The sequence below is a fragment of the Streptomyces sp. NBC_00461 genome, from assembly GCF_036013935.1.
GTDB lineage: Bacteria > Actinomycetota > Actinomycetes > Streptomycetales > Streptomycetaceae > Streptomyces.
Genome location: NZ_CP107902.1, coordinates 6,415,131 through 6,428,495 on the forward strand (window position 1 = coordinate 6,415,131; position 13,365 = coordinate 6,428,495).

At 68.4% G+C, this 13,365-nt stretch carries 12 protein-coding genes and 1 pseudogene; 4 read left to right on the forward strand and 9 right to left on the reverse strand.

The genetic code is table 11. The annotated features are described in order from the left end of the window. Positions 1 to 39: 39 nt before the first annotated feature. On the reverse strand, positions 40 to 651 hold the full coding sequence (locus OG870_RS30135) for a hypothetical protein (protein WP_266844091.1): 612 nt from the start codon (positions 649 to 651) through the stop codon (positions 40 to 42). Between the two features lie 628 nt (positions 652 to 1,279). On the opposite strand from OG870_RS30135, the pseudogene OG870_RS30140 reads away from it, so the two are divergent. Beyond that, a pseudogene (locus OG870_RS30140) lies at positions 1,280 to 1,474 on the forward strand (ATP-binding protein); the annotation flags it as partial. Positions 1,475 to 1,585: 111 nt separating this feature from the next. Here OG870_RS30140 and OG870_RS30145 read toward each other — a convergent pair. Continuing rightward, on the reverse strand, positions 1,586 to 1,801 hold the full coding sequence (locus OG870_RS30145; protein WP_266844089.1) for a DUF397 domain-containing protein: 216 nt from the start codon (positions 1,799 to 1,801) through the stop codon (positions 1,586 to 1,588). A gap of 8 nt (positions 1,802 to 1,809) precedes the next feature. Next, positions 1,810 to 2,652, reverse strand: a complete 843-nt coding sequence (locus OG870_RS30150) for a helix-turn-helix domain-containing protein (protein ID WP_266844087.1) — start codon at positions 2,650 to 2,652, stop codon at positions 1,810 to 1,812. A 204-nt stretch (positions 2,653 to 2,856) separates the two neighbouring features. On the opposite strand from OG870_RS30150, the gene OG870_RS30155 reads away from it, so the two are divergent. Together OG870_RS30155 and OG870_RS30160 are read left to right on the forward strand one after the other, a co-directional pair. Then, positions 2,857 to 3,261 (forward strand): ATP-binding protein, encoded by a 405-nt coding sequence (locus OG870_RS30155; RefSeq protein WP_266844085.1) that lies wholly within the window; start codon positions 2,857 to 2,859, stop codon positions 3,259 to 3,261. A gap of 34 nt (positions 3,262 to 3,295) precedes the next feature. Further along, positions 3,296 to 4,177, forward strand: coding sequence for a hypothetical protein (locus OG870_RS30160; RefSeq protein WP_266844083.1), 882 nt, complete (start codon positions 3,296 to 3,298; stop codon positions 4,175 to 4,177). 93 nt (positions 4,178 to 4,270) lie between these two features. Here the strand turns inward: OG870_RS30160 and OG870_RS30165 are convergent, their stop codons facing one another. The 6 genes from OG870_RS30165 to OG870_RS30190 all read right to left on the reverse strand — a co-directional run bounded on the left by OG870_RS30165 (position 4,271) and on the right by OG870_RS30190 (position 11,462). Next, positions 4,271 to 5,281, reverse strand: a complete 1,011-nt coding sequence (locus tag OG870_RS30165) for an oligopeptide/dipeptide ABC transporter ATP-binding protein (RefSeq protein WP_266844081.1) — start codon at positions 5,279 to 5,281, stop codon at positions 4,271 to 4,273. Continuing rightward, positions 5,278 to 6,276 (reverse strand): ABC transporter ATP-binding protein, encoded by a 999-nt coding sequence (locus OG870_RS30170; protein WP_327691707.1) that lies wholly within the window; start codon positions 6,274 to 6,276, stop codon positions 5,278 to 5,280. Before OG870_RS30170 ends, OG870_RS30165 begins: the two co-directional genes overlap by 4 nt. Then, positions 6,273 to 7,205 carry an ABC transporter permease gene (locus OG870_RS30175; protein WP_266521063.1) on the reverse strand — a complete coding sequence of 311 codons (933 nt, stop codon included), beginning with the start codon at positions 7,203 to 7,205 and terminating at the stop codon, positions 6,273 to 6,275. The genes OG870_RS30170 and OG870_RS30175 overlap by 4 nt, the downstream gene beginning before the upstream one ends. Then, positions 7,202 to 8,278: an ABC transporter permease gene (locus OG870_RS30180; protein ID WP_266521065.1), complete on the reverse strand. Its 1,077-nt coding sequence runs from the start codon at positions 8,276 to 8,278 to the stop codon at positions 7,202 to 7,204. The genes OG870_RS30175 and OG870_RS30180 overlap by 4 nt, the downstream gene beginning before the upstream one ends. A 3-nt stretch (positions 8,279 to 8,281) precedes the next feature. Beyond that, on the reverse strand, positions 8,282 to 10,153 hold the full coding sequence (locus OG870_RS30185; RefSeq protein WP_266589733.1) for an ABC transporter substrate-binding protein: 1,872 nt from the start codon (positions 10,151 to 10,153) through the stop codon (positions 8,282 to 8,284). 265 nt (positions 10,154 to 10,418) lie between these two features. Further along, entirely contained in the window at positions 10,419 to 11,462 is a 1,044-nt protein-coding gene (locus OG870_RS30190) for an amidohydrolase family protein (RefSeq protein ID WP_266844074.1), read from the reverse strand. A gap of 262 nt (positions 11,463 to 11,724) precedes the next feature. Here OG870_RS30190 and OG870_RS30195 point away from each other — a divergent pair, with 262 nt between their 5' ends. After that, on the forward strand, positions 11,725 to 13,359 hold the full coding sequence (locus OG870_RS30195) for a peptide ABC transporter substrate-binding protein (RefSeq protein WP_266521069.1): 1,635 nt from the start codon (positions 11,725 to 11,727) through the stop codon (positions 13,357 to 13,359). The last annotated feature ends 6 nt before the right edge of the window (positions 13,360 to 13,365 follow it).

Genomic DNA, 13,365 nt, shown 5'->3' on the forward strand with positions numbered 1-13,365 from the left:
GGTGCCGGGACCCGGCCGGTTGGAGTCACTCGAGTTGGATCAGGCCTTGGACTTCAGGATGAAGGCGAATTCGGCGGTTCCCCCGCACCATTGAGCCTCGTTCCCGACTCCATTCACCTCGAAGTAGCGGCGAAATTGGATCTGCTTGTCGTTGAAGGTCACTGTCTTCTTGATGGGGTAAGTCTGGGTCGTGGACGTGCCGCCATCGATGGTGACGACATACCGGCCGTCTGTTCCGTAGACAACCTTGTTGTTGCCGTTCACAAGGTTTATGCGGCCGACGTTGACGCTCTTACCCGCGATAGGTGCCGTGTATTTCACGCTGAGCTGCTTGATGTAAGCGCTGGACTTTGTCACCTTGCCGAGGCTCCACGTGGCCGTCGCGGTGAACTGATTGCCCTTCTTGCAAGTCGCCTGCCCTGCAGCGTCGATGCTCAGTTGCTCGCTCTTGTAGCTATGAGCTGTAGAAGTGCGCTTGGCAGTGGTGGTCGTTGCAAGTTTGGTCGTGGCCGACGCCTGTCCGACGAAGACCAACAGCGTCGTCGCGGCGGACGCAGAGGCGATGATCAAGCGCCGTGTACTTGTCTTCATTTGATTCCCTCGTTTTTGGTGCTTGGTCTCGGGGCGTGGTCGCTTTCTGCCCTCGGCCATGCCGCCGAGCTAAATGATCTATGAAAGGTTGATGAGGGTGCAAGGGGTTTGATCAAGGTTTGAGCTGTCGCTGAGGAAGGGTGCTCGCTTTCGATCGCAAGGAGGGGAAGTAGATGGTTTGCTCCATCATGTCGAGTTATGGATCGCCGACCCTCCCGCGCTGCTGGCGAATGGGTCGGCTCCGGCTCCTCGGTCCGACCTGCCTGGTCCTGGAGCAGTCGCCCACGATGAGCTCCGGCACCCAAGGCCGCATGCGCCCCGGCCTCAATCACCTGGCGTTCCACGCCGGACCGCCCTCGCAGGTCGACGCACTGGCCGAGGCCGGCCCCGCGCACGACTGGTCGCCGCACGTCGCCGAGAAAATACCCCCACGCGGGCGACCCGGAGCACTACGCGGCCTGCCTTGCGAACACCGACGGCTTCGAAGTCGAGCTGGTGGCCGGGGAGCTGTCGTTGTGAGGGGGCGTCACCTAAAGGGTTCAGGAACCGGTTTTGCGGATTCCTGGAAGTGGGTACGGACGCGTACCGCCCCTGAGGGTGGGTGAAGGGATCCGCGCTATGCCCGAGGCCGATATCCGCATCCCCGCTGGCTTTGACGGCAGTTCGTGGCTCGACGTGGCAACTTGGGTTAACCGAGTGGGAAGAGAAGGCGTCGGTGGCCATTGCTTCCAACGAATCATTTGGAGGGTGGAAGAAGACCTCCATCGGTCCCCGGCTCTGCACGGCGATCCTGATCCGGCTCGCCTTCGGCGGCAACACCTTCGGGACCGGTACCGACTCCTATCGGCTGGGACACGCCAAGGCTCAGCAGGACAGCGGCTGACCGCAGCAGCGACTACCGCGGTCACTCCCCGGAAGTTCGTTCGGCTCGGCCCGGGCCGGCACCTGGTGGGCCAACTCCTGACGGGTCAGCTCGCCGTCCAGGAACACCGTGTCACTGGGCAAGGTGTCGGCTGCGGCCCGAGGTCGCGAGCTTCAGCCCTTCGATGAAGGAGGTGAAGGCACCGGTCGGGAAGGTGAGGATCGCTCCAGTCGGGATCTTGGAGTCGCGTATCGCCATTCGGGTGAGGTCGTTTGCGATTTCCACGCAGGAGTTGCCGTCGCCCGGGCCCGAGTAGGACGACTTCCGCCAGTTGTCTGGGGTGTCCATGGGGTGTTTCACAGCTCTTTCGTCAGCCGGTGGATGAGGTCGCGCGACCGTTCCGGTTCGAGTGACGCGTCCTCCACCTTACGGAAGAGCGTTCGAAAGGCGTCCAGTTCGGCCTCGGAGTCGATGAAGGCGGTGCTGTGCGGCGCATCTTGTATGACGGTGTCCAGCTTGGGTACGGCGCCGCCCGCGTACACCATGGCACTAGCGGCACCGGCGAAGCCCTCCAGGGTGAAGGGGATGACCCGTACCGTGATGTGATCCGCTTCGGAGAGTTCGACGAGGCGGGAGAGCTGGCCTCGTGAGGCAACGCGGTCGCTGACGTTGATACGCAGTGCCGCCTCGTGGATGACCGCTTCGTACGGGGTGCTCTTGAGGAGGACCTTGCGCTGCATCCGGTGGCGCACGCGCAACTCAAGCTCTTCCTGGGGGAGTTCGGGAACCCGGTAGTTGAAGACTGCCCGCGCGTAGTCCTCTGTCTGAAGTGGACCAGGGATGAATAGGAACTGGACCTCACGCAGAAACGCGGCATGGTGCTCCAGCTCGGCGAGGTCGAGGAACGGTGCGGGCAGCCGGCCTTGGTACTCCTCCCACCAGCCGCGTGTTCGGTCGGTGGCCATGGCGACCAGGGCGTCGATGAACTCCGTGTCCGTGCAGGCGTAGTGGGATGCGAGTCGGTGGAGTCGCTTCTCGCTCACCCCTGCGAGTGCCGACTCGATATGTGTGATCTGAGCAGGGCTCACTTCGAGCAGAGCTGCTGCCTGGCGGGCGTTTAGGCCCGCGGCCTCTCTCAGCCTGCGTAGCTCAACCGCCAGGCGCATCTGACGTGCTGTTGGCTCGCGCCTCAGGGCCATTGACTGCTCCTTGCTCCCAACGCGCCTGTGGGCGCGACACATTCGAGGGGCAGATTACGCGACCAGCTTGCAAGACATGTAGATATAGACCTACCGTCGGTGATGTGACGCTCACGCAGCGGAAGCGCACTGCTCCGTCCTGCCGTGACGGCTGCGGCAATGCCACCGCGCGTGAGATCCCCTCCCTCTGAACGGAGTTGACGCATGCCCGAAACCTGGGACTACACCCTCTACATCCCGAACGACCTCAGAGCCGTCACCGTCTGCCGCCGCACCCTGCGCCTGATCCTGACCATGCACGGCCTGATCGGGCTGGTGGACACGGCCGAACTCCTCGCGACGGAGTTGGTCGCCAACGCCGTACGCCACCCCAAGGGGCCCGCCGCCCTCAGGGTCCGCCGGTCCCCGGAGAGTGCGGTGTGGATCGGGGCGTGGGACGCCGACCCCGAACCGCCGGAGCCGCCAAGGTCGTTGAACGAGGTCGGGGACCTGGAGGAGGGGCGGGGGCTCGGGCTGGTCGCGGCCTGCGCGGACAACTGGGGCTGGCAGCCGTCGGCCCGGTTCGGTGACCGAGGCAAATTCATCTGGTGTGACCTGGCCGTCTCGTAGCTCGTTGATCAACGCCGGAAAGAAAGGAGAGCCGATGGTCAGCTCATTGCACGAGGCGATGCACCGGATCTTCCAGAAGGACCCCGCGCTGCTGACGCGGGCCCTGCAGCAGGTGCTGGGTGTCGCCTTTCCCGAGCCGCGGGAATTCGCCGGCATGAACATCGACCTCACCGAGATCGAACCGGTCGAGCGGCGCGTGGACACGCTGTTACGCGCGGAGACCGACGACGGCCCCTACCTTCTGGTCGTCGAGTCACAGCGGCGGAAGGACGAGGCCAAGCGCGGCAGCTGGCCGTACTACCTCTCATACCTGTACGAGAAGTACCGCTGCGAGCCCGTGCTCATCGTCACCACGCAGTCCAGCGCCACGGCCCGCTGGGCGGCCGAGCCCATCCATCTCGGCGTGCCCGGCCGGCCCTCCTTGACGGTCCGGCCGCTCGTGCTCGGACCGGACAACGTGCCGGTGATCGCCGATGCGCAGGAGGCCGAACGGGACGTACCGCTTGCGGTGCTCTCGGCCATGACGCATGGGCGGGGGCCGAAGGCTGCCGCCATACTGGAATCGCTGGCAGCCGCCCTGAAGACTGTCGACGCAGACAGTGCCGCGGCCTTCGCGCAGTTCGTCGACTCATGCCTGGCCGACCCCCAGGTGAAGCAGATGTGGAGGGACCTGATGACAGCGATCCAGTACTTCTGGCGGCATCCGCTGGCCGAGCAGGTGCGGGAGGAGGGCCGAGAGCAAGGCCGTATCCAGCACGGCGTCGAGATGATTCTCCACATCCTGGAATGGCGTGGTATCCCCGTGCCCGACGCCGTCCGGGAGCGGGTGGAAGCCTGCACGGACATGGGCCAACTGGAGGTCTGGGCGCAGCGGGCTGTCCACGCGATGGACGCGGGGGAGTTGTTCATGGAGTGACCCGCATCGGCCCTGCCCGATTGCGACGCAGGCCCGCGCCTGGGCAGGTGCGGGCCTGTCGGTACTACTCCGAGGTCACTTACGGGACAGCCCTCAGGTAGGCCGTCTGACAGCAGTCCGCGCCCGTGCCCAGTGACACGCCACCTGCTCCCCGCCGCCCCCGCCCAGCACCTCCAGATCCTGGTTCCGGCACGCGTCCGCGACACCAGCCCGCTCCGCCTCCCCGCTGGCCAGCACCTGACAACGGGCGTGGAAGCGACACCCGGAAGGGACGCAAGACGGGTCCGGGGGCTCGCCCGTCAGGACCACCGGATCGCCCTGGGCCTCCGGCAGCACCGACAACAGTGCCTGGGTGTACGGGTGGCGAGGAGCCGTCAGCACCTGCTCCACCTCGCCCGTCTCCACGATCCGGCCCAGGTACATCACCGCGACCCGGTCGGCGATGTTCCATGCCAGGCCCAGGTCATGGGTCACCACCAGCGCGGACAGGCCCAGTTCGGTGCGCAGGCGCAGCAGCAGGGCCAGGATCTCGCCGCGCACGGAGGCGTCCAGCGAGGCCACCGGCTCGTCGGCGACGAGGAGTTCGGGTTCGAGGACCAGCGCGCCCGCGATGACGACGCGCTGGCGCTGGCCGCCGGACAGCTCGTGCGGATAGCGCAGGAAGAAGCGCTCCGGAGGGCGCAGGCCCGCACGGGACAGCGCCTCGGCGACCGCCGCCCGTTCGTCCCCCGCGTACCCGTGGATCCGCAGCCCCTCGGCCACCGCTTCGTACACGGTGTGCCGCGGATTCAGCGACCCGCTCGGATCCTGCAGCACCAACTGGACCCGCCTGCGGTACGCCTTCAGGGCCCGGGAGGAGTACGCCAGTGGCTGTCCGGCGAAGCCGACCCGTCCTGCCGTCGGCTCCACCAGGCCGAGCAGCGCCCGCGCCAGCGTCGTCTTGCCGCAGCCCGACTCACCGACCAGCGCCACGATTTCGCCGGCCCGGATGTCCAACTCGACGCCGTCCACGGCCCGTACGGGCGCGGCGCCGTGCCGTCCGGGGAAGGTCACGTGCAGTTCCTGGGCGCTGAGCAGTGGCGATTGCGGGGGTGTTGTCGTCATGTCGTGCTCCTCGCGTCCTCGGCCGACGCGGTGGGCCCCGGGACCGTCGGCCCCACGTGCACGCAGGCCGCCTGCCGTCCGGGGCCGGCGTCCCGCAGTGCCTGGTCCTCGGTGGCGCACGCGGCCAGTGCTTCGGGGCAGCGCGGATGGAAGGCGCAGCCGGACGGCACGGCGGACGGGTCGGGCGGGTCGCCGGCCAGGCCGCGCGGGGCGAACCGGGAGGCCGGGTCGCCGATCCTCGGGAACGCCGCCGACAGGGCCTTGGCGTACGGGTGCCGGGCATCCTCGTAGACCTGCCGGGCGGGGCCCTCCTCGACGATCCGGCCCGCGTACATCACCGCGAGACGGTCGCAGGTGTCGGCGAGGACCGCGAGGTCGTGGCTGATCATGATCAGACCTACGTCCTGCTCTGCGACGAGCTGTTCGATCAGCCGCAGGATCTGCGCCTGGATCATCACGTCCAGCGCCGTCGTCGGCTCGTCGGCGATGATCAGCCGCGGGTCGCAGGCGAGCGCCATGGCGATCATGACGCGCTGGCGCTGGCCGCCGGAGAGTTCGTGCGGATACGCGGAGGCCCGGGACACCGGCAGCCCCACCTGCTCCAGCAGCTCACCGGTCCGCTTCCTCGCCGCCGCCGCGGTCGCTTTGCCGTGCAGCAGTATCGGCTCGGCGATCTGGTCGCCGATCCGGTGCACCGGGTTGAGCGAGTGCATCGCCCCCTGGAAGACGATCGAGGCGCCCGCCCAGCGCACCGCCCGCACCTGCCCCCAGCGCATCGTCAGGACGTCCTCGCCGTCCAGCAGGATCTCCCCGGACACCCGGGCCTGGGCCGGCAGCAGCCTGAGCAGCGAGAGTGCCAGCGTGGACTTGCCGCAGCCCGACTCGCCCGCGACACCGAGCTTGCGGCCCGCGTCGAGGGACAGGTCCACGCCCCGTACGGCCGCCACCCCGCCCGGGTAGGTCACCTCCAGGTTCCGGACCTCCAGCAGCGTCAACGGGCCACCCCCAGCCTGGGGTTGAGAACGGACTCCACCGCGCGCCCGCACAGCGTGAACGCCAGCGCGACCACCGCGATAGCGATGCCCGGCGGCACCAGGTACCACCAGTCGCCCGAACTGACCGCACCCGCCTCGCGCGCGTCCTGCAGCAGGCCGCCCCACGAGATGACCGTCGGATCACCGAGGCCCAGGAACGCCAGCGTCGCCTCGGCGAGGACGGAGGAGGAGATCATCAGGGTCGTCTGGGCGAGGACAAGCGGCATCACGTTGGGCAGCACATGCCGGGTCATCACATGCCAGTGGCCGCCGCCGAGCGCCTTGGCCCGCTCGATGTACGGCCGGGACTCCACCGCGAGTGTCTGCGCACGCACCAACCGGGCCGTCGTCGGCCAGGAGGTGACACCGATCGCGAGGATCACCGTGCCGAGGGAGCGGGACATGACGGTGGCCAGCGCGATGGCCAGCACCAGCGCCGGCATCACCAGGAACCAGTCCGTCACGCGCATCAGCACGGTCGCGTACGCCCCCCGGAAGTGCCCGGCCGTGATCCCGACGAGCGTGCCGATCACCACCGACAGCACGGCCGCGAACAGCCCGACCAGCAGCGAGACCCGTGAGCCCCACACCACCAGGCCCAGCAGATTCCGTCCGAACCGGTCGGTGCCCAGCGGGAATTCACCGCTCGGGGACTCCAGCGGGCTGCCCGGCGCGTGGGTCACCCCGGCCACGTCCGAGCCGACCGTCAACGGCGCCGTCAGCGCGAGCAGCGCGAACAGGGCGAGCGCGGCCAGCCCGACCAGTCCGACGCGATGGGTGCGGTACTCCCGCCAGAACCGTAGGACGGAGCGGCGGCGGCGCTGCCGGGCCAGCGCCCGCGGTCCGGCGGGCCGGATCCCGGGCACCGGGGGAGGGGCTTCGGTCGTCATCGGCCCACCCTGGGGTCGAGCAGCGGATAGAGCAGGTCGGCCAGTGTGTTCATGACGATCACCGCCGAGGCGAAGAAGAGGAACAGCCCCTGCACCAGGGGCAGGTCGGGCACGCTCAGCGCCTGGTAGAACAGTCCGCCGAGGCCCGGCCAGGAGAAGACGGTCTCGACCAGGATGACGCCGGCGACGGTCCGGCCGAGGTTGACGAAAACCAGGGTGACCGTGGGCAGCAGCGCGTTCGGTACGGCGTGCCGGCGCCGGACCAGGTCGTCCCTGAGGCCCTTGGCGCGGGCGGTGGTCAGGTAGTCGCTGCCCATCTCGTCGAGCAGCGCCGAGCGGGTGACCAGCAGCGTCTGCCCGTACTCGACCGCGACCAGTGTGATCACGGGCAGTACGAGGTGGTGGGCGACGTCGAGGACGTAGGCGAAGCCCTCCTTGCCGCCCGACTCCATGCCGCCGGTCGGGAACAGCCCGGGGACGGGGCCGAGGCCCACGCCGAACACGATGATGATCAGCAGGCCCAGCCAGAACGACGGGACGGAGTACAGGGTCAGCGCCAGACCGGTGTTCAGCCGGTCGCCGAGGCCGCCGCGCCGCCAGGCCGAGCGGGTGCCGAGGAACATGCCGAGCGCGGTGTAGAGCACGAAGGCCGTGCCGGTCAGCAGCAGTGTGTTCGGCAGCGCCTCGGTGATCTTGTCGATGACGGGGGTGTGGAACTGGTACGACGTGCCCAGGTCACCGGTGAGCGCCTTGCCGCAGTAGTCCGTGAACTGTTGCCACAGCGGCAGGTCGAGCCCGAACTCCTTCCGATACGCGGCCAGTTGCTGCGCAGAGACCTGACGGCCGCCGGTCATGGTCTTGACCGGGTCACCGGGGATCAGCCGGAACAGGAAGAACCCGGTGACCAGGACGGCGAGCAGCGACACGGCGGCACCGCCCGCCTTGCCCGCCCCGTAGCGCAGATACGCGGTGGTGGTGCGCGATCGCGGCCCGCGGACCGCCGGAGGGGCGGGAACCGGTACGGCGGCCTTGTCGACCGAGGCGGACGCTGCGTCAGGGGCTGTCGGCTGCATCGGCTACTCGCGGTCGTCGGCGGTGGCGCCGCGGCGCCTGGCGAAGAGGAATCCGGCGCCGGCGAGGACCACGACGCCCGCGACGACACCGACGATCACCCCGGTCGAGGAGCCCCCGGAGGAGGAGTCGGAATCCGCCGGAACGGCCGACCACCAGCTCCAGTAGCCGTCCTGGCCGTAGATGTTGCCGGCGGCCCTGGGCATCGTCTCGATCGACTGGATCTGGTCGGTGCGGTAGGCCTCGACGGCGTTCGGATACGCCATGACGTTCATGTACCCCAGGTCGTACAGTCGCGACTCCATCTGCTGGACGATGTCGGCCCGTTTGGCCGAGTCGTACTCGGCGAGCTGCTTGGCGTACAGCTCGTCGTACGTCTTGTCGCAGATGAAGTTGTCGGTCGCGCCGGTGTCCTTCGGGGTGGCGGGCAGGGCGGCGCAGGTGTGGATGGACAGGACGAAGTCGGGGTCCGGGTTGACCGACCAGCCGTCGAAGGCGAGGTCGTACTTGCCGGCGAGCCAGGGGTCGGTGACGTTGTCCAGGCAGTCGAGCGTCATGCCGATGCCGAGCCCCGCCCACCACTCCTTGAGGTACTGGCCCACGGCCTTGTCGTTGGGGTCGGTGGCGTGGCACAGCACGCGGTAGTGGAGCGGCTTCCCGTCCTTGCCGACCCGCTTGCCGTCGGCCTTCTTCTTGTATCCGGCCTGGTCGAGGAGTTGGCCGGCCTTCGTGGGGTCGTAGGAGAGCGTCTGGCTCGCCGACGGCTTCCAGAAGTACGTCGAGAAGCGCGGTGGGATGTAGCCCTGGCCCTCGACCGCGTGCCCCTGGAACACCTTGTCGATGAGGGTCTTGCGGTCCACGGCCATGAACAGGGCGTTCCGCACGCGTTGGTCCAGCAGGGACGGGTCGCCGTCGCCGAACTTCCGGCCGTTCTTCGCCCGGGCTCCCGGGTTGGTGGCGAGGGCGTAGAAACGGCGGCCGGGAGCGTCGTTGACCTTGATGTCCTTCTGGCCCTTGAGCGAGGTGGCCTGAGCCGGCGTCAGGGCAGGCTGGCCCGCCACGAAGGAGACCTCGCCCTTGCGCAGGGCGGCCACGGCCGCGTCCTGGTCCTTGTAGTACTTGAAGACCAGCTCGTCGAACTTGGGCGCCCCGCGCCAGAAATCCTTGTTGGCCTTCAGGCGGACGTAGCTGTCCGCCTTGTAGTCGGTGAGGACGAACGGCCCGTCGCCGACGATGGGGAAGGACTTGTCGTTGTTGAACTTCGACAGGTCCGAGACGTTCTTCCACACGTGCTCGGGCACGATCGGCACGTCCAGGGCGGTCATCGTCGCCTGCGGCTTCTTCAGCTCGACTACCAGCTTGGTGGGGCTGGGGGCCGTCACCTTGCGGAAGTTGCCGACGAAGCTGCCGTTCGCGGTGGCGGCGGCCTGGTCGGTCATCATCTTGTTGAAGGTCCAGGCCGCGTCCTGGGCGGTCACCTTCTGCCCGTCCGACCACTTCGCGTCGGAGCGGATGGTGTACGTCCAGGTGAGCTTGTCGGCGGACGGCGCCCACTTGGTGGCGAGGCCGGGGACCGGATGCGCGTCACCGGGGTCGTAGTCCGTGAGGTACTCGTACGTCAGCCGCAGGATGCTCGTGCTGACCAGACGCACCGCCAGGAACGGGCTCAGCGAGTCGACGCTCTGCGCGACCGCCACGGTGAGGACCTTCTTGCCGCCGGCGGCCTCCGCCCGCTGGGGCGCCGGGTTGAGCGGAGTCGCGAGGCCTGCCGAGAACGTCAGAGCGACGGCGCCGGCGGTCGCGACGAGCCGGAGCGTACGGGGTCGAGGGATTCTCGGATGTGAACGCCTGGTGCCGTACTGGTCTTGTGTGCTCATGAATCGTGACCTCGCGTCATCGCTCGCACAGGGACGGCTTGTTCGGACTTCGGAACCGGGTTTTGCCTGGTGGCGCCAGCTGGGTGATGAGTGTGTCTATCAGCGGCGGTCTCGGTGCGTCAACGGCACGGGAAGCCTGCGTGGCCTGCGGAAACGGCGAGTTGATGTTCGAGTCCGCAAATATTGGTCCAGACCGGTGAAGGGGTCCTGGTGGAACGCTGGCGCCGGTCGGCGACCGGGTTTGTCACCGTGACGCTCCCGCCGGTCAGCGGACGACCCGCCCGCGCAGCACGATGCGGCGGGGATGCCGCAGCACGGCCGGTTCGCGGCGCGGGTCTGCGTCGTAGACGGTGATGTCGGCGAGAGCGGACTCGGCGAGAGCGGTCAGGCCCAGAAAGGCGCGGGCCGTCCAGCTCGCCGCACCGACGGCGGTCTCGGCGGGCAGTCCCGCGGCGATCAGGTGCTCGACCTCCGTGGCCACGTTGCCGAAGGGCGCGGAGTCTGTGCCGGCGAGGACGGTGACACCGGCGTCATGGGCTTCGCGGACCCGGCGGATCATGGTCGCGTGGCCCGCGTGCCAGAGGCGGCCCCGGGAGGTGTCCCTGGTGCGGTGCGGGGCACTGCGCGCGAAGGCGGTGAGGGTGGGTACGTAGGCCGTGCCGTGTCCGGCCATGAGGTCCACGCACTCCAGCGGCATCCCCATCCCGTGCTCGATGGAGTCGGCGCCCGCGCGAGCCGCGTTCAGCACACCCTGCGCGGACTGGCAGTGCACCGCGACCCGGCCGCCGGCCGCGTGCACGGCGTCGGTGACGGCGCGCAGCACCTCGTACGGCACCGGGTCCGCCTCGAAGTCCCAGTCGCCCAGGAGCTTGCACCAGCCGTCCCGGGAGCCCGCCTCGGCGACGGCGGCCACGGGGAGGTCGTCGGTGACGGTGTGGAAGGGAGCACTCTTCGACAACCCGGCCCAGGCCAGCCACTTCCCCGCGCTCACCATGCGCGGCAGGCCGGGTGCCTCGCGCAGCCCGGCGGGTATCTCCCCCAGGAGCCCGGGGAAGCGCAACGCCGTCGTCCCCGCGTCGCGGTGTGCGGTGACCTGTGACTCGAACACCTCGGCGTCGAAGGCCGGCTCGTCCTCGGACGGGGAGCCGGGATGTGTGTGCACGTCGACCAGGCCGGGCAGCAGGAAGCCCCCGTCGGCCACGGTGTCGGCCGGTCCCGAGGGCCGCTCGAAGGTGATCCGGTCCCCGAGCGTCCAGATGTCGCGGACCGTGCCGTCGGGAAGTACGGTCCCGCGCAGGTGAAGGGCCATGGGGCTGCAGTGTCGCCGCGGGGCACTCCGACCGCAAGACGGCCCGTCGGGGGAACCGGGGGCCGCGCCCTGCCCGCCCTCCTGGCGGCCGGTCCTCGTGCCCTCTTGCGCTGGTGGAGCCCCCCATACGGGTGGGGCTGTCCTGCGTACGGGTTGCCTGGAATGCGCTGTATGCGTGTTGTGGCGATATTGACCGATAACGGATCAGCGCTCCGGCGCTGCGGCCACAGCGCGTATCCGCGCATTCATGAGGAGGCACTCCATGCGTGGAGCCACGCACGCCAAATGGGCCGCATGCGCGGCGGCGGTCGCGCTCGCCGCGACGGGCTGCGGCGGCGACAGCGGGAGCGGGAGCAGTGGTGGTGACAGCAGCGCCGTGCTCAGCTCCTCCTGGGGGGACCCGCAGAACCCCCTGGAGCCGGCCAACACCAACGAGGTGCAGGGCGGCAAGGTCCTCGACATGATCTTCCGCGGGCTGAAGAGGTACGACCCCAAGACCGGCGCCGCCAAGGACATGCTGGCCGAGAAGATCGACACCACGGACTCGCAGAACTTCACCATCACCGTCAAGGCGGGCTGGAAGTTCAGCAACGGCGAGGCCGTCACCGCCAAGTCCTTCGTGGACGCCTGGAACTACGGCGCCAGCCTCAAGAACAACCAGAAGAACGCGTACTTCTTCGGCTACATCGAGGGCTACGACAAGGTCCACCCGGAAACCGGCACGCAGACCGCCGACACGCTCACCGGCCTGAAGGTCACCGGCGACCGGACCTTCACCGTCAAGCTGACGCAGAAGTTCTCGACCTTCCCGGACACCCTCGGCTACCCGGCGTTCGCGCCCCTGCCCCAGGCCTTCTACACCGACCACGCCGGGTGGATCAAGAAGCCGGTCGGCAACGGGCCCTACACCGTGCAGTCGTACACCAAGGGCTCGAAGATGTCCCTGCGGAAGTGGGACGCGTACCCCGGCACCGACAAGGCGCAGAACGGCGGCGTGGACCTCAAGGTCTACACCGACAACAACACCGCCTACACCGACCTGATGGCCGGCAACCTCGACCTGGTCGACGACGTCCCGGCCGCCCAGCTCAAGAACGTCAAGAGCGACCTCGGCGACCGCTATCTGAACACCCCCGCCGGCATCATCCAGACGCTCGCCTTCCCCTTCTACGACAAGGACTGGAACACGAGCGGCGCGGTGAAGGTCCGCCAGGGCCTGTCCATGGCGATCAACCGCCAGCAGATCACCGACACGATCTTCCAGAAGACCCGGACGCCGGCCACCGACTGGACCTCCCCGGTCCTCGGCACGAAGGGCGGCTTCCAGGACGGGCTGTGCGGGAGCGGCTGCGAGTACAACCCCAGCGAGGCCAAGAAGCTGGTCAAGGAGGGCGGCGGGCTGCCCGGCGGCCAGGTCAAGATCACGTACAACGCGGACACCGGCTCGCACAAGGAGTGGGTTGACGCCGTCTGCAACTCCATCAACAACGCGCTCGGCAACGACAAGGCGTGCGTCGGCAACCCGGTCGGCACCTTCGCCGACTTCCGCACCCAGATCACCCAGAAGAAGATGTCGGGTCCGTTCCGGGCCGGCTGGCAGATGGACTACCCGCTCATCCAGAACTTCCTCCAGCCGCTCTACTACACCAACGCCTCGTCCAACGACGGCCACTGGTCGAACAAGGACTTCGACAAGCTCGTCAACCAGGCCAACACGGAGACCGACACCACCAAGGCGATCGGCATCTTCCAGAACGCCGAGAAGGTCGTCCGCGACAACATGGCCGCCATCCCGCTCTGGTACCAGAACGGCAGCGCCGGCTGGTCCGAGCGCCTCTCGAACGTCGCGCTCAACCCGTTCAGCGTCCCCGTCTACAACGAGATCAAGGTCGGCTGACCGCGC